General features: G+C 32.3%; 16 protein-coding genes. 2 read left to right on the top strand and 14 right to left on the bottom strand.

Annotation, left to right across the window (positions count from 1 at the left end; genetic code table 11):
• Positions 1 to 29 precede the first annotated feature (29 nt).
• The 8 genes from ACFRAE_RS17470 to ACFRAE_RS17435 all read right to left on the bottom strand — a co-directional run bounded on the left by ACFRAE_RS17470 (position 30) and on the right by ACFRAE_RS17435 (position 9,091).
• Positions 30 to 587: a GmrSD restriction endonuclease domain-containing protein gene (locus tag ACFRAE_RS17470; RefSeq protein ID WP_422798462.1), complete on the bottom strand. Its 558-nt coding sequence runs from the start codon at positions 585 to 587 to the stop codon at positions 30 to 32.
• Between the two features lie 4 nt (positions 588 to 591).
• The gene (locus tag ACFRAE_RS17465) at positions 592 to 2,373 is read right to left on the bottom strand and encodes a DUF262 domain-containing protein (protein WP_422798461.1); all 1,782 of its coding nucleotides are present in this window, start codon (positions 2,371 to 2,373) and stop codon (positions 592 to 594) included.
• 66 nt (positions 2,374 to 2,439) lie between these two features.
• Positions 2,440 to 3,612 (bottom strand): restriction endonuclease subunit S, encoded by a 1,173-nt coding sequence (locus tag ACFRAE_RS17460; RefSeq protein WP_422798460.1) that lies wholly within the window; start codon positions 3,610 to 3,612, stop codon positions 2,440 to 2,442.
• Positions 3,612 to 6,110, bottom strand: a complete 2,499-nt coding sequence (locus ACFRAE_RS17455; protein ID WP_422798459.1) for a type I restriction-modification system subunit M — start codon at positions 6,108 to 6,110, stop codon at positions 3,612 to 3,614. The genes ACFRAE_RS17460 and ACFRAE_RS17455 overlap by 1 nt, the downstream gene beginning before the upstream one ends.
• A gap of 129 nt (positions 6,111 to 6,239) precedes the next feature.
• Complete coding sequence (locus tag ACFRAE_RS17450; RefSeq protein WP_422798458.1) at positions 6,240 to 6,647, bottom strand: hypothetical protein; 408 nt, start codon at positions 6,645 to 6,647, stop codon at positions 6,240 to 6,242.
• Positions 6,648 to 6,650: 3 nt separating this feature from the next.
• Complete coding sequence (locus ACFRAE_RS17445) at positions 6,651 to 6,875, bottom strand: DUF6140 family protein (RefSeq protein ID WP_422798457.1); 225 nt, start codon at positions 6,873 to 6,875, stop codon at positions 6,651 to 6,653.
• A gap of 13 nt (positions 6,876 to 6,888) precedes the next feature.
• Entirely contained in the window at positions 6,889 to 7,977 is a 1,089-nt protein-coding gene (locus ACFRAE_RS17440) for a hypothetical protein (protein ID WP_422798456.1), read from the bottom strand.
• Between the two features lie 4 nt (positions 7,978 to 7,981).
• On the bottom strand, positions 7,982 to 9,091 hold the full coding sequence (locus ACFRAE_RS17435; protein ID WP_422798455.1) for an AAA family ATPase: 1,110 nt from the start codon (positions 9,089 to 9,091) through the stop codon (positions 7,982 to 7,984).
• Positions 9,092 to 9,219: 128 nt separating this feature from the next.
• Here ACFRAE_RS17435 and ACFRAE_RS17430 point away from each other — a divergent pair, with 128 nt between their 5' ends.
• On the top strand, positions 9,220 to 10,107 hold the full coding sequence (locus tag ACFRAE_RS17430; protein WP_422798454.1) for a WYL domain-containing protein: 888 nt from the start codon (positions 9,220 to 9,222) through the stop codon (positions 10,105 to 10,107).
• Positions 10,108 to 10,245: 138 nt separating this feature from the next.
• Here the strand turns inward: ACFRAE_RS17430 and ACFRAE_RS17425 are convergent, their stop codons facing one another.
• The 5 genes from ACFRAE_RS17425 to ACFRAE_RS17405 all read right to left on the bottom strand — a co-directional run bounded on the left by ACFRAE_RS17425 (position 10,246) and on the right by ACFRAE_RS17405 (position 14,146).
• Positions 10,246 to 11,172 carry a HipA domain-containing protein gene (locus ACFRAE_RS17425; RefSeq protein WP_422798453.1) on the bottom strand — a complete coding sequence of 309 codons (927 nt, stop codon included), beginning with the start codon at positions 11,170 to 11,172 and terminating at the stop codon, positions 10,246 to 10,248.
• Positions 11,165 to 11,500 (bottom strand): HipA N-terminal domain-containing protein, encoded by a 336-nt coding sequence (locus ACFRAE_RS17420; RefSeq protein WP_422798452.1) that lies wholly within the window; start codon positions 11,498 to 11,500, stop codon positions 11,165 to 11,167. The genes ACFRAE_RS17425 and ACFRAE_RS17420 overlap by 8 nt, the downstream gene beginning before the upstream one ends.
• A complete protein-coding gene (locus ACFRAE_RS17415) occupies positions 11,500 to 11,703 on the bottom strand; it encodes a helix-turn-helix transcriptional regulator (RefSeq protein WP_380898362.1) in 204 nt (67 codons plus the stop codon). The genes ACFRAE_RS17420 and ACFRAE_RS17415 overlap by 1 nt, the downstream gene beginning before the upstream one ends.
• 115 nt (positions 11,704 to 11,818) lie before the next feature.
• A complete protein-coding gene (locus ACFRAE_RS17410) occupies positions 11,819 to 12,856 on the bottom strand; it encodes a hypothetical protein (protein WP_422798451.1) in 1,038 nt (345 codons plus the stop codon).
• Positions 12,857 to 12,859: 3 nt separating this feature from the next.
• Positions 12,860 to 14,146 carry a site-specific integrase gene (locus ACFRAE_RS17405; RefSeq protein WP_422798450.1) on the bottom strand — a complete coding sequence of 429 codons (1,287 nt, stop codon included), beginning with the start codon at positions 14,144 to 14,146 and terminating at the stop codon, positions 12,860 to 12,862.
• A 366-nt stretch (positions 14,147 to 14,512) separates the two neighbouring features.
• Here ACFRAE_RS17405 and ACFRAE_RS17400 point away from each other — a divergent pair, with 366 nt between their 5' ends.
• Positions 14,513 to 14,902 (top strand): hypothetical protein, encoded by a 390-nt coding sequence (locus ACFRAE_RS17400; RefSeq protein WP_422798449.1) that lies wholly within the window; start codon positions 14,513 to 14,515, stop codon positions 14,900 to 14,902.
• A gap of 358 nt (positions 14,903 to 15,260) precedes the next feature.
• Here the strand turns inward: ACFRAE_RS17400 and ACFRAE_RS17395 are convergent, their stop codons facing one another.
• Complete coding sequence (locus ACFRAE_RS17395) at positions 15,261 to 15,659, bottom strand: hypothetical protein (protein WP_422798448.1); 399 nt, start codon at positions 15,657 to 15,659, stop codon at positions 15,261 to 15,263.
• Positions 15,660 to 15,776: the final 117 nt, after the last annotated feature.

Raw genomic sequence — 15,776 nt, 5'->3', positions numbered from 1 at the left:
AAATCTAACGTTTTTGATGAAAACACTCCTTAAGTTTTTAAAATATCGTGTCCACTTTTTGCTGACGATTTACAAACTTCGACATTAGTTTTGTTAGTCAATTCTTCGAAAAATGCTAAAGCTAATTTTCTATTGTTATACTTAAAGTTCTGTAACTCTTTAGGAGTTTCCCCCTTTCTCATGGCAATATACCAGTACAACAGAAATAAGGTAGTTAAGCGTTGTTGACCATCTAAGGGTTTAAAAATTAAACTCGTTGTAGTGTCAATATCACTGACATTAATTTTCGTTTCAACATCTATGTTAAATTGATTTGCATACTGAGCTACATTATGTAATAGTGTTCGAACAGAATCCTGGTGAAGTTTTGCTTCTCTTAGTCGCTCTTTTCCTTCAATTTTGCCGTATACAAATCCAAGATGCAGCTTTTCTTTTTCAACTATATGATCGACTAGCGACTTAACAAATCGCTCACGAATATAATTGACATTATTTGCTCTTCTACCTTGCGCATAATCTCTTTGAATGATTGGAATTTCAATAATGTGCTTCGTTATTAATTGATGAAATGAATATTTTATAATCATAGAGTTAGTTTAAAAAAGTAGTTATTTTATTTAAGACATCACTTATATATGCCTCTCTATCTCTTGTATTCCAATAATTCATGGTTAATTCGCTAGACAGAGTCAATGCTTTTTGAAAAACTTGTTTAGTAGCGAGGGGAACATATGCATTTTCATCTAACAACGTATTGATTTCTAAAATTTGCTCACGCTTTCTTCTAAAGACTTTCTTACCTACTTGTATATTCGTTTTATCATCTAACAAACAAAGATTTGACAAATGGTCCTTATCAATAATATCTCCCAAAAGTTTTTCAATTTCTTTGACCTTTGCATTAGCACTTTCCAAATCATCTACTTTTATTTTGTCAAACAAGTTCATTAACTCATCATTCTGCTTTAATGAATCATTTTCGTTAAATAATTCTTCTATTTCAGACTTCCAATCCATAAGATCTTCAATTGTTTCAAATCCCATCGAATTTTTCGCATAAATATGTTCAATATTCCAAGCGCGTGTTGAGTTAAATAAATCAAAGGGAAACAAATATTTTTTATCTTGTAAATGTGCCACTGCTATATTGTATAACAGTAGAATGGGGAGTACACCTGTCTTTCCGTATTTAATTTCATTAATATCGTATTTAGGTTTAAACTTATTTTTATTATATTCAAGAAAAAACTCTTCTCTCAAAATTTCCTTTAAATAGTTTTTTAGCTCATCCTTTTTATTTGACGATCTATACTCATTTAATACAGCATGTATTGTTTTAGAGGTTAAGTGCACTACTGCCCCCATTAAATGATAGGTCTCTCTGTCATGATACCATTCATCTAACAAATTATACAATGTTGCTAAGCTTCTCCATTCAGGTTTTTCTTCACCTGTAAAAGCTTTTTCATATTGACGAAAAGTATAGTATAAATCCTCCTCCTTTGTACCTTTACCTTTATCTATTTCTAGTAAGATGGTAATCTTATTAGCCACTTCTTTATTTGTACGATTCTTTTGAATAAAATTCCAAAAATCTGGTCTTTGTAAATGTTGTTCTATTGAATTCCATTCATCAGCAAATTGGTTTAACTCGTATGACTTCCTTGTAAAATCGCTTATTTTGTTCATATCTAGTACAAATAAGCCTTTCACAAGTTCAGCCTGATCTAATTGAATTTTACCGTCATTAAAATTAATAAAGGTAGACGCTACCTCTTTCTCTTTTAACTCTTCGGTATACCAAATTACCTTTGTATGTTCTAAAAGGTAATATTTTAAGGTTTCTTCATTTCCATTTTTAATAAACCATAGTTGAATTAGGCAGTACGCTTTAAAAAAATAAAAATTATCGACGGTGTCTTCGATGTTGTTTACATTACAAAAAGATTCTTTCCATACCTTCCAGATATGATTTTCAATTTCCTTTGAATCTGTATTTAAGATTTCTGAGAAATCAAAAGTATGTAGGTTTATCAAAAAATCATTAGATCCATCATCCGTTGAACCTCTAGTTTCATAACGGATATGATAGAAATTGTCGTTGAGTAAATATTTAAGAATAAGATATATGGTAGTCGTTCTCTGTTGTCCATCTATTAATTCGAAAGTATCATCGACTTTATTTAGTACAACCAATGGTTGCAAACAGTAGAAACCATCTTTAGTAATGTCAAAAGTTAAAATATCTTGTAGTAGCGCGTGAATTTCTCTTTTACCCCAACGATAACCTCTTTGATACTTGTTGATTAAAAAGTTCTTTCCCTGTAAATCCTTGATGGTTACTAAAGGATTAAGGTTTTGATCAGTATTCATAATTTACTGTTTTTATTTCATTACCCCACGGCTGGTTACACCGTGAGGCTAATATTTTTATTTGGTTTATACTAAACGAGTTCTCCCCGTCAGCAACTCCTGCATCATGCCTTGTTTGATGTGGCGGGCTTTGCCCAATTGCTGTTCCAAGGCTTCGATCTCCGCATCCATATCCGATAAAATCGTCGCAATACGCTCCTGCTCGGAAAGGGATGGGAAAGGAATCTCAATCATTTTCAATATTCCACCACTTAAATTAGGTTGACCACCTTGAGTATATGTCGTTATAATCCAATCTTTTTTCAGCGAGAAAAAATAATAAATGAACTCGGTAGAATATTGTTTAAATGGCAATACTGCTAATATTGCTTGATTAATAGCACCCTCAATTTTACTAATTGCAACAACTCCAGCCGTTGCACCATACATTGCAATTAATAAAGTATTCGGTTTTACTAATTTAGCAGATGAATTTGCCAACCCTAATTCTGATATTTTATTTTCTACAGAATAGATACGTCCCTGATTTAAATCTCCAGAGCCAAGAAAATTGATATTTCCATTATAATAATCATCTATAGAAGTATTCGGAGTTCCTCCTGAAAAACAATCACATACCTCTCCCAACTTCTTCACTTCCCAATCGTCTTTCGGAGTGAGCAAAGTTTGCATGGAACCTTGTTTGATGAGGCGTTTTTTGGCGATGAGTTGCTCCAATTTTTCGATCCACGTATCGGCATCACTCAAAGCATTCGCAATGGCTTCTTGCTCGGCTAAGGGGGGTAGTGGGATTGGATAATTTCTTAATTCGACTAAATCTACTCCCGTTTGTCCTGATGATCTCTGCGATAATTTATCAACAAAATTGAAGAGCTTTTCACTTTTTAAAAAATGCCAAGCAAAATCCTTATTTATAACATCTTCATTTGGAATAGCTTTTAATAAAGCGACATTGTATGCTCCTTCAATCCCTTTTAAAATTTGGAAGATAGGTGGCCCATACCTTCCTATCATTATATCATCTTTAGTGCAAAATTTTCTACCTAAATTTTGAGGAATATAGACTTTGTACTTATCGGTTTTATAATCACGAATCTGTATAAGTCTAACATAACCATACTTTTTTGTAGGCGAAAATGTGTAAAGTGGTGGTTGTGAACCTCCACTAAATTTTATTACATCGTCAACAATTTTTAAACTCCACTCCTCCGGGATTAAGCCAATTTCTGTTTGTTTCATTACCATACTAAGCCCATTTGTTTCAGGTGAGACAATACTTTATTCGAGGCTTCGAGAACCTCAGCCTCCAAGCTTGGTAAAGTAACGGCGTAGCGTTCGGCTAAGGCTTTGATGCGGCCCGTTAGGTTTTGGCTAATTTTTTCTTGCTCTTGCGTTAAGGCTTGTGCCAAAGCGCCTTGCCATTTGCGGTGGATTACCAATTGTTTGACATCGGCTTCGCTAAGCGTTGGGTATTTAGCTAAGACTTTGGCTTCCAACTCTGCATTCAGCTTTTTAATCTCGGCATTGGCTTTTTTAATGCTAATATCTAAGGCTACATATTCTTCCAAAACATAAAAATTGCTTTGAGTTTCGTAAACAGCTTCTGGCTCGGCAGCCGTTCCATAATGATCAACTGCCGCTAGTTTTAACTTTTTAGAAGGTTTTAATTGTTTGAGCAATTTTCCAATTTCCGAAGCATTTATCTTTTCCAAATCGGCAAATAAACCTTCCTCACTGCTTTGTTCTTCTTCTATTTCGGTTAAACGTGCTTGTGCCGTTTCTACCACATTTTCTTGTTCGGCAATCGCTTGTTTTTCCGCTTCAAAATAAGTTTCAATCAACAAATCCGGCGAAATCATTCGCCCTGCAATACCCGCCAAACCTGAAATTTCTTTGTCGGCTTTGGTTTTCCCGTTTTTATCGGGCTTGCCTTTTACCACCAAACGCTCGTATTCGGCACCGGCTTTCCATCCGTCCATCGCTACCGTGTACACATCGTCTTGCATCGTTTCGTTCCAATACTGCATCAGATGTTGGTACAAATCGTAGGTATCAATCAAACGCGTATCGGTCATGCTCGCAAACAAAGAAGCCGTACTTTCGGCAATCACTTCTTTCGGATGCGCGCCTTCGCTTAGGTTTTCCCATTGTACTTTTTGGTTGTTCAACCATTGCTCGTATTGCGTTTGTACGGTTTGATTATACGCCACAAATTCCGGATGTGTAAAAATAGCTTGTTTCAATTCGTTTGGCGCCACCTTCAAGGCCACATAACCCGGACGTAAAGCTTCAAACAAATCGTTTTTCAAACCTGGAAACACTTGCCAATAAGCTTCCAATCCCGCCATATCGGCTTCGGGAATACCACCCAACAAGTGCGCTGCTATGTTTTGTATATCTTCGGCTTCCTGCGTATCGATATAACGCGGAATGTTTAAGTTGTAATCGTTCTTGGCATCGGCAATTTCACTCATCGATACCATACGGCTGTATTTCGGCACTTCTACCTGCGCAGCAAACACATCCGTTACTTTACGAATATCCTGCTCACGCAAACGGTTTTTGTTGCCATCTTTCACAAAGCCTTTGCTCGCATCGATCATAAAAATCCCTTTGCGGTGCTCGGCATGTTCCTTGTCCAAAACAATAATACAAGCCGGAATACCCGTACCGTAAAACAAGTTGGCAGGCAAACCAATAATCCCTTTGATGTAGCCTTTCTTCAAGATGTTTTTACGAATTTCACCCTCGGCATTTCCACGGAACAAAACCCCATGCGGCAATACCACTGCCGCTTTACCTGTTGCTTTCAACGATTTGATGATGTGCAACAAAAAGGCATAATCTCCATTTTTCTCTGGCGGCACACCCAATTCGAAGCGACCAAATTCATCGCTATCTACATTCACACCATTGCTCCAGCTCTTTAACGAAAACGGTGGATTAGCTACCACATAATCAAAACGCTTTAAGCTACCATCAGTTTCCTTGTAAGCCGGACGCGTTAAAGTATTGTCTGCTACAATTTCAGCCGTTGGGCTATTGTGCAGAATCATATTCATCTTCGCCAAGTTGGCGGTTGTCGTTTCTTTTTCTTGTCCGTAGAGGGTAATGTTTTTCCCCGATTCGTTGGCTACTTTCAATAACAGCGATCCCGAACCACAAGTTGGGTCATAAGCCGTCGTTTGGTTCGACGAGTTAGCTGGCGAAATACCAATCACCTTAGCCAAAACACGCGATACTTCGGCAGGCGTATAAAATTGTCCTTTCGATTTACCCGATTCTGTGGCAAAGTGGCGCATCAAAAATTCGTACGCATCACCCAAAATATCATCACCTTCGGCAGAGTTTTTTGCGAAATCCAAACTCGGATCGTTGAAAATACGTACCAAGTTGGATACGGTATCCACCAAGTCTTTTCCTTTTCCTAATTTGTTCTCATCATTAAAATCAGGGAAATCGGTTAGTTTGTTCGCTTCCTTAATGGGGTTGAGGATTTGCTTATTGATCTTGTCGCCAATCTCAATATTACCAATCAAAGCCACCATATCGTCAAAGGTTGCCCCATCCGGAACGGTAATCGCCCCAAAGGGATCGTCCTTGTATTTATCGGAAATGTACTTCACGAACAACATCGTTAGTACATAATCTTTGTATTGCGAGGCGTCCATACCTCCACGTAATTCGTCACAAGATGCCCATAATGAGCTATATAATTCGGATTTTTTAATCGCCATTTACCTAATAATGATACAGTTAATAATCTTTCGATTTCATCTACAAAATAGGTTTTTAAAATGGCTATAACAATACGGAAAACCGTAAATTAAACTAAAATAATAAACAATTATTTCAATAATAACTATCTACAGTCCATAATCCTCTTCATCATCTTCATCACGATTGGGAAACATCATATCTAATATGGATTTTTCATCGTACTCTTCATCGTCTTCATCATCAGGAAACTCTATGAACTGATTATCATAATATGCTTGAATAGAGTCCAAATTTTTAAAATCAACCGACGGAAAATAAGATGCATAATCCTTTTGAACAAGCATTAAACGATTAGTCATCACATCCAAATCTAAGCCAATGGAATCAAAATTAAGATCATTTTTATCCATTTTGGAATACCCTAAAAGCGCTTCTATATGCTCCGATACAAGGTGTTTTAATTTACTTTTAGCCTCTTGATATTCTCCAATCTCAATTAAATGGCTAAAATCAAATAATATATCATAGTAAAATGTTTTATCTATTGCTTTCATTACTTATCCTATTTTTTTAATATCGAAATATTGCCAAATTGCTCCTGGACCTCCCAATTTCATGAGATCAACGCCATATTTATTCATAAACGCGTTACGAACAGGTATAGATCCATTTGAAAACAAATCTGATTGCATACGAGCTGCAACCTCTATAGTCATACCTTTTTCCAGAGCTGTCCTATTTGCACCCACTCGACTTTTAACAGTGATTAAAAATAAACTCATAATTTATAAAATTTTATTGATTAACAATTGTTAGAGAAGATGTTACTTCTACTTTAGTATAATTTTTTCTTAACTCTAGTATATATGCAGAATTCATTTTCTGAACTTTTTCAAATAGCACATCATAATTATCATCCTGCTTCAAATAATTTAGATAGTAGTTGTAAACTCTTTGTAGCACATGATATTCTTTGGGAAATGGACCGTATTCATCATCATCTACAAATACTCTGAAAAGATCATGTGAATTATCTCCCCATATATAGGCTCCTACGATGTTTAAATTATTAGTAAAAGGAGATAGGATCATTAATAGTAGGATTAAATCCATACTAGAAACCTTGTCAACATAATAAAAACAATACAAACCATCGTTATGCAGTTCAAGAATCAACTTATTCAAATTATTGTGTTGGATATCGAATAAATAAATCTGAAGTCTTTTTATTAACTCTTTCTCCGTGTACACTATATCATCTTGTTGAAAGATGAATGTCACCCGAGGTCTGTATAAATAATTAAGTGGTAATAATGTTACTTCCACCACTTTTGGGAATAATTTTAAAAGAACAGCTAACTCATTAGCTAGTCCATATATCATCTGATGATATAATCCCGGAAATGGAACTGGTTTTACTTGAGAAGAATAGATTTCAGAGTCTAACAATATGGTGTTTTTACGACACTTTAATAGCTTAACCATAGCTATGGTCTGCGCATAATTACTCGTGTTTTCAAACTTAAAGGGTATCCTAACGAAAAGAGGAAATTCACTGCTAAATAATATTTCTAAAATAGCATGTGCTATTGGTTCAACAAGACAAAAAATAAATATCGTAGACGAATCCAATGAACTGAAATAACTATTCAATTCATCCTTATCATACTCCTCTATAACATGTACACGGTGTTTTTCTCCATATACATATTTCTTTTCTCCTGGAAACTTAATATAGAATTCGGACAGATCCTTATCTTCATCAAAAGAAATAAACTTCAAATCTGAAAATGAGTACTTATTGATCAAAACTGAAACTATATCTTTCCCCAGTTCACCAATACCAATAACTTTTACTCGATTAGAGTCTGTTTTGTCTATCATACCACTATATTTTTTTATTGATTGTAAAACCTAATTTAGATTCCTTCTTTTGATTTCCATTTTCAACATCCTGATGAAAAATATTAGCTAAAACTGTTTCAGTTCCTATTACTGTTTGATAACCTAAAGAATCTGATAACTTTTGAGCTATTTCTCTATTTAAAGGCCTAAATTCATATTTAGCTATTAGCCTTCCATTACGCAACAAGGCTTTATCAATATTTTTTAAATCTGTATTGAACGTGCATATAAATTGAATACCTAGTGAATCTGAAAGTAAACCATCCGCAAGATTGAGTAAAGCTCCTACTGCTGAGGGGCCTATATTTCTATCAATAACCAAATTTTCAGCGTCCTCAATAACCAGAATTGAATTTCTATGTTTCAGTAAGAAAGAAAGAATACTAGAATGCGTAAGATTTTCTGCAAAATGAACTGGAAAGAAAATTACATCTTTATCTATTTCACTCAACAAAAAACGCAGGTAATTGGTTTTTCCTGTTCCCGGCATACCATGTAACAAAAGTAAACCATGCTGATTTTTTGCATTTAAATTTTCTTTAATGAGAGCATGTACTGTTTTAAAGTCTGAATTATAATGTAAGTCTAAATCAACTTTTGAAGGCTTTAGAGGCAATGTTTTGGTAGTTAAATAACCATCATCATTTATAATTATAGAAATCTTTGCTACAGATTTTCCTTTCTTTGTACTATACTCACACATACCCTCCCACACTTCTTTTACAAAACCTAACATCGAACCTTTGTAATACACCCTAACAAAATCAGAACAAAAGTTTAAATGGATTAATACTCCATCATTTAAAACAATATTAAAATTTTCATAATAAAATTCAGTGTAATCTCCAGAACTAAATCGCGTATAAAATTGTGTAAAAATCTGATAATTGTATTTTTTTCGCATCCATGCTAATACTTTGCTACAATTCATGTTGCTTATAGTTTCAATTTGAGGAATACATTCAAAAAAATAACTAAATAGCCCATATGGACAATGTATACCTACACTGTGTTCTTTTAAATTCAAGCATTTGTCGAGTGGAAGATTACTCATCTTCTCACTGAAATCAATATCTAAAATCTTACTATTCATATTCTTGCTAGGATTTAATCAAAAATAAAATTCATAAGCGTCAAAATGTGTCGTTAATAAATTTGAATTTTAAATAATCGACACTATTTGTCTTTTCTATTTTCTAATTTTAGGTACTTTATATTAAAATGGACAAAAGAGATATCTTATTACGAATGAATTTACTTGTGAATTATATTTCTTCACAAGGAAGATCTTGGGATGACATTGCTCGTTTTTTAGACGATGAAAGTCAATTTAGGTCGTATGATTTAACAATTAGTAAACGACAATTTCAACGTGATATACACAGGATATACAATATTTTTAAAGTTTCAATTATCTATAATAAAAGGAAAGATAAATATGAAATAGACCGTTCTGATACTATTTCAGCTATTGAAGCTTTGGACACTTTATCAATATTGAATCTTAGTGATAATAGGTATGGAGGTGTTATTTTTGAACTACGAAGACCAACAGGCGGTGAAAATATTCCTAAAACACTATTTGCTATAAAAAATGAACTTGTAATATATTTTACCTATCAAAAATTTTATGAGAATTATAATGAAAAAAGGACAATATTACCCTACGTGGTTAAAGAGTCTAATCGTAGATGGTATATTTTAGGTTTAGATCTAGAGAAAAATGAATTAAGAGTTTTTGCAATGGATAGAGTTAGTGATTTAGAAATAGGTAAAAAATTAAATAGGCCTACAGATATTTCAGAAATCGAGAAACTCTTCACCAATTGCTTTGGCATTATTTTACCTAAAAAACATCAAAAAGTAGAAGAGATTATTCTATCATATAGTGGCTTTCAAGGACAATATCTAAAAACAATGCCTCTACATCATTCGCAACTGATCCTTTCCGAAGAAGATAACAAAATAGAGTTTAAATTAAACCTATATATTACGTATGATTTTATAATGGAAATACTATCTTCAGGCTCTCAAGTCAAAGTAATTGCACCAGAATCACTTAATAACATAATCCGTGAAGAACACCTGAAAGCTTTAAGCACTTTATAAAACTATTTAGAATAGAAAAAACATATTTACGAATTAAAATTTATAAAATTTCTAGTAATAGAACATAAATATGATGATTTTTTGAAAAAAATACGCTTTAACGAGTACATATCAATTCTTGCTAATATGGATAACTAATTACAAACTAATCTGCGCCATTTTTAGTTTGTAAATTTCAAAATACGCTTCTTTATATTCATCATTCAAAAAACTTTTTGAGATTAAATCTTTTACTTTCTCTGTTTGTTTTTTAAAATCTTTATAAATATTATCTCGAACTAAATCCAATAGGCCTAAACTCATCGCAAATTGATCAAAATCTGATCGTTTAACTTTACGTTTTCGCCCACCTAATGTCAATGCAAGATCTTCCTTATCTTTGGGATAAATCAGATTAACATTTAATAAATCATAAGCTGGAGATAGCAGAATCCCTTTCTCTGTATGCATCAGCGAAAAGTTTTTGAGATGCATGTCGTTATTCCCCGTCAAAAAACTAAACAATACCAATCTAAAGTACTTAATTACATCTAGCCCAGAATTCGTAGCATATTGTTTAATTACCTTGCCTACACGCTCATATGATCCATTGTATTTTTGCTCCGTAAGTAATTCAGAAAGTTGACATAAATCTTCTACATGGATTTTTGAACCTTTTAATCGATCAAATCGTTTCGTTAAATAAGCTAATTCACCAGTTGATGTTTTTATCAATGTATGCTCAGCAGTTTCTATCTTAAATAATTTAGCCAGATGCATTGTCAAATCCTCTACTTCAGGCATAAAAGCATAATCCAATGATTGCGGCTTAAGGATGTAATCACCCCAAAGACCTACTAATGTTAATCTTCTATTTCCCTTTTCTCCATTCAAGCTTAACGAAATTTTAGGTTGAACCCCTGTCAATGCCAATCTTTCACTTACTGTGATTTGAGCCAATTTATTTAACTTCTCTTGATCCAATTCTAACACAGGAACAGTTGTTGTACCAAAAAACTTTTTTGAACAGTTAGGATGATAATCGCCTTCATTTAGCACCTTATAGCAAAACAAACAATTAGCCATTCTCTTCCGCCTCCATCGGATATACAGAAACTGCACCTATAGTATCTCTACACAAGTTAATGAGTAATTCGAATCGATCTCTTGGATTCAATTTCCAATGTTTCCCTCCTATTTCTAAAAGCCATCCTTCTGGTATAAGACCATCAAAAAACGGGAACAGCACTTTACTCTCATAAGTTTGACTTGAAAGTGGAATCGTCAAACTAATTGGTTTTGGTTCTGTTGAATTTAGATATTCTTCGGTATAATGATAGATAAAGACTCCATCTCCTTCTGTGAGGTAACCCGCCAACTGATTTTGGTAATATATTTTTGCTTGACGTGCCATTAGTCTCTACTTTTATCTGTTACACCAACTTCCTTACCAAATAATGCTAATACATCGTTCACTTTATCCAAACGAAGCGTTTTTTTTCCTTGTTCCAAATCACGTACAAAGCGTAAACCTACCCCAGCATTTAATGCTAAATCCTCTTGTGTAAGCTTGAGTTCTTTCCTTTTTTGCTTAACAAACTGTTGTAACGAATTCATAATTATACCTTTTCTGATATAAATATAGATAAAATTTAATAATTATACTATTTCGGGTATAAAAAACGTGTTATTAAACAATTTACACCTTATAGGGTATAAAAAAAATAGAGGATTACTTAGATTCCTTTGGATCTATATAAATTAATCGTGCTAATTTATCCTTAAGCTCTTTTGAGGCGTCTTTTCTTTTCTTTCGAATTTTTTCAAGTACATTCTCTAAGGTCCATGCATCACCCCATTCTATATAATTAATTACATGCTCTAACCAATTCTTAGAAACATCCTTTTCAAAACTTTCGGACAAGTTGTATAAGATAAAATACACATTCTGTATATTGCCCTTTTTAATTTTCAATTTAATTTTAGAATGATGCCCTTGAAAAATATTAACAAATGAATTACGCTCAATATGCTCAAAGACATCATCAGCTAATTCTGTATAAATATTATCAAAGACGTTAGAATTAGGTAGAAGACTTCCATTCAAAATTAAATCTTCGTGCTCATTATTTACTCTGCTTAAGGGTTTTCTTATAAAAGAATCATTTTGTAAATCCTCGATATAAGACAATAGATCACTATGATTAGAAGCTATATACCTAGTATTATCATGAATAAATTTATATTGATCAGTATATAACTGATCTAATTTCTCTATTTCCCTATCTAAATTTGGTTTTAAAATTTTCTTTTCTTTCTCAACATTTATTTTAAAAATTTTATATTCTTCATCTGACAAGCCATAGAAAGCTGAATCAAGAGAGTCATCATAAGATTCATATTCTTGTCTTAATTTTGTAGTCCTTTTTATCTGCTCATGATATAACTTTTCCAAAAAATGTTTTTTTTGAATAAATATATCCTTAAAAAGACACTCATTTCTTTTAATATCATAGACATCAATCAATTTTAAAAGTTTCACCTTTCTAGATTTAAAAAGATGATTGAGGTTTGAATATACATCGTCTGAAGCTTCAATAATCTCCTTCATCATTGTAGCTTTCAAATCAATATTACTTAGAATTGATATCACCTTTTTTTGCACATCCACTATTTCGTCCCAAAATGGCGTATTCTTAGAATAAATTGATTCTGTAATTTTAACATATAAATCAACTGTATTTAGTACATCGTAGATTGATTTTGCCATTACTTACATTTTATTAAATATTTCCATTGCCTTAGAACGCATTGAGTCAACAGTATCGATATACGGTCGCATTGAATCATAGTCTGAATGGCCAGTCCATTTCATCATTATATGCACAGGTATCCCCATATATAAGCCGTTACATATAAAGCTCCTTCGGCCTATGTGTGATGTAAAATGAGAGCACATAGGCTTTACAGATTCCAATCGATCATTTCCTCTAAAGTAGACTTCTTTAACAGTATCATTAAATCCTATCAACTCACCTAATTCCTTCAAATAATCATTATACTTTTGATTTGATATTACAGGTAAAACCTTATTTTTTGGAAAACGTGTATATCTATATTTCTCAATAATTGCTCTAGTATGATCATTGAGCTCAACAATAATTTTATCATCTGTCTTCTTCGTTATGAATTCCAAAGAATCTGATTTCATGTCGTCCCAAGTCAGTGCGTATAAATCAGAATAACGCATTCCTGAAAAACAAGAAAAAATAAGCACATCTCTAACTCTTTCTAAATATTGTTTTTCAGAGGGTATTTGAAATCTTTTAATCCTATCAATATCATCTTTAGTTAAGAAAATCACCTTCTTACTTACCTTTTTAATTTTTGGAAAGTAAGACTTGTAATCATCATTTGAGATCAAACCTTTATTTACACCCCATTTCAAAAAGCGTTTTAAAAACTTCAAATGCTTTTCAAGTGTCGTATTTTTATATTTATGCTTAGTTACTAGATAATCTAAATATTTTTCAAGCTTTTTGTGATCGAAGCTATCTAATGAAATACGACGATCAAATTTTTCCAAATTATTACGCAAGGTTGTATACTTTTTAATTGTACTAATTGTCCAATTATCCTCTTTTGCGCATTCTCTTAAAAATTGATTGAAGGTTTCAAAGAAATTTATTTTGATGGTTTTATTTTCAACAATTGGAGTCTGAATCTTAATTTTTGCGTTTATATCCTCTTTAAGAACTGACAAAGACGGAATTTCTTCCTTTACCTCATATACTTTGAAGATATCTTGAATTATGCTTTCTATTTTAGTTAATGAAGCATTAATTTCACTTGCTGCTTGTTTTAATTTATTAGTTGTAGAAGGCTTCACTCTTTGCTTACCTTCATCCCATTTAATTAAATCCACACGATACCCAGTAAATAAATCAAGACGTTCACCAGCATATATGATACGAACTCGAATTGGCAGATTCTCTACTATTTCAAGACCATTCTTTTTTCTTTTTTCAAGACTGAATATTATGTTACGTTTGATAATCATTTTGGGTGTAAGTTCTAATCCACACCCAAATTTACACCCAATTTTTGTAAATACCTAAAAACACAAAAGAATATTTAAAAACAACAAATCACTAAATATCAATAATTTAAAAATGAAAATAAATACACAAGAATTCGCAAAAATACTTACAAAAAGAGCCTCCGACTCCACGAAATTAAAGCTCATCGAAAGATGGGCTTTTTTTGTGGGCAGAGGGGTTCGAACTTGTGATGGCCAGGGTTCGACCCGTAGGGGTTTCCAGGGTTGTGTGCGGGGTAAAGGGGCTGAAACAATCCCTCCGGATACACAAGTAAAATAATGATAATCAGCTTATTATAAAGACACACTAACAAGTTAATGACAAATATGTCTACTTACAAGCTGATTAAAACTTATGATGCAAATGGTGACATGCGCAAACAATGGTTTGTTCAATACCATTGTTTAATCCCTGAAGAACTTAGAAAACCAGAAGGAAAACTCTATGAAAGATTTAGAGTATTCAATTCTATTAATTCCATCCACAACAAAAAAGAAAGACAAAATCAATTAAATATTGTAAAGTCTGCAATTAGAGAATTATTAGAAGCTGGTTTCAAGCCATTCAAAAAATGCAGTTATTCTGAAAACTCGTTTCATGAAAAATATAATGTATGTAGATGCATTGATGAATATTTGGAGTTTAGTAAAAGCACTTTGAAAAAGAATACTTATGGACCATATGAAGATAGGTTGAATTTGTTAAAATATATTTAACAGAAAATGGAATGGCTCACAAAAGAATTGATCAATTGACTAAAGACAATATTTTTGAGTTTGTAATATTATTTAAAGCAAATAGATCTTGGACTAACAAAACTTACAACCATTATTTGCAAGCAATAAATACTTTTCTTCAACATTTCATAGATAATAAAACTGGATATATAGAGGATAATGTATTTTCTAAAATTAAAAGACTACGAGTTCAGAAAAAAGGGAACTTACCAATGTAACCAAATACATGTCATTTTAATATAAATATATTGTTTTAGACCATTAGTAAGTTCATAAGTATAGGTATTTAATCCATTATCACCAGTTTTAGAGAAATAATCTAAGTAAATAAGATTTATCATTTGAATATTTTCCCCTGTAAATACATATCCAAAACTTTTAAAATAAATGGTGAAAAAATAATAATCAATCCAATTAATTGAATCTTAAATTTACCAGCTTTTGTTGGTTCAAATTTATAGAATGGATGTAAGCCATTTTCTTTTGATATCATCATTTTTTTAAAAAACAAATAACTAAAAATTTCATAAAGGAGATAAATCAATAATATTGAAAATAATAATAAAGCAATTTTTGAGTGGTCATTAAAAGAAAAAATAAAATCTAAAAATGGATCTAGAAGTCTTGTAATGATCATTATTGAAAAAAGCAAAGAAAATGCACAAATTATTATCATACATAATGCGCCATGCCAAGGAACATTACTTTTATTTTTAGATTGAGCTAAAAAATACACGTAAAAGATTTTATATAAAAATATCATAAGAAATTACAATTTGTACGTCTTCAAACTAAATTAGACACATTAGGATGAAACCTTAAGGAGACTTTCGAGTTATAAATTTATTAATTT

The organism is Sphingobacterium sp. HJSM2_6 (assembly GCF_049316305.1).
In the GTDB taxonomy this organism is placed as follows: Bacteria; Bacteroidota; Bacteroidia; order Sphingobacteriales; family Sphingobacteriaceae; genus Sphingobacterium.
The sequence above is the reverse complement of the archived record's forward strand: the minus strand, read 5'-3'. Positions and strand labels throughout refer to the sequence as shown.

Excerpts from the sequence above, each read along its gene's own strand:
- ACFRAE_RS17470 (WP_422798462.1), bottom strand. The coding sequence starts at position 587 with ATGATTATAAAATATTCATTTCATCAATTAATAACGAAGCACATTATT.
- ACFRAE_RS17465 (WP_422798461.1), bottom strand. The coding sequence starts at position 2,373 with ATGAATACTGATCAAAACCTTAATCCTTTAGTAACCATCAAGGATTTA.
- ACFRAE_RS17460 (WP_422798460.1), bottom strand. The coding sequence starts at position 3,612 with ATGAAACAAACAGAAATTGGCTTAATCCCGGAGGAGTGGAGTTTAAAA.
- ACFRAE_RS17455 (WP_422798459.1), bottom strand. The coding sequence starts at position 6,110 with ATGGCGATTAAAAAATCCGAATTATATAGCTCATTATGGGCATCTTGT.
- ACFRAE_RS17450 (WP_422798458.1), bottom strand. The coding sequence starts at position 6,647 with ATGAAAGCAATAGATAAAACATTTTACTATGATATATTATTTGATTTT.
- ACFRAE_RS17445 (WP_422798457.1), bottom strand. The coding sequence starts at position 6,875 with ATGAGTTTATTTTTAATCACTGTTAAAAGTCGAGTGGGTGCAAATAGG.
- ACFRAE_RS17440 (WP_422798456.1), bottom strand. The coding sequence starts at position 7,977 with ATGATAGACAAAACAGACTCTAATCGAGTAAAAGTTATTGGTATTGGT.
- ACFRAE_RS17435 (WP_422798455.1), bottom strand. The coding sequence starts at position 9,091 with ATGAATAGTAAGATTTTAGATATTGATTTCAGTGAGAAGATGAGTAAT.
- ACFRAE_RS17430 (WP_422798454.1), top strand. The coding sequence starts at position 9,220 with ATGGACAAAAGAGATATCTTATTACGAATGAATTTACTTGTGAATTAT.
- ACFRAE_RS17425 (WP_422798453.1), bottom strand. The coding sequence starts at position 11,172 with ATGGCTAATTGTTTGTTTTGCTATAAGGTGCTAAATGAAGGCGATTAT.
- ACFRAE_RS17420 (WP_422798452.1), bottom strand. The coding sequence starts at position 11,500 with ATGGCACGTCAAGCAAAAATATATTACCAAAATCAGTTGGCGGGTTAC.
- ACFRAE_RS17415 (WP_380898362.1), bottom strand. The coding sequence starts at position 11,703 with ATGAATTCGTTACAACAGTTTGTTAAGCAAAAAAGGAAAGAACTCAAG.
- ACFRAE_RS17410 (WP_422798451.1), bottom strand. The coding sequence starts at position 12,856 with ATGGCAAAATCAATCTACGATGTACTAAATACAGTTGATTTATATGTT.
- ACFRAE_RS17405 (WP_422798450.1), bottom strand. The coding sequence starts at position 14,146 with ATGATTATCAAACGTAACATAATATTCAGTCTTGAAAAAAGAAAAAAG.
- ACFRAE_RS17400 (WP_422798449.1), top strand. The coding sequence starts at position 14,513 with ATGTCTACTTACAAGCTGATTAAAACTTATGATGCAAATGGTGACATG.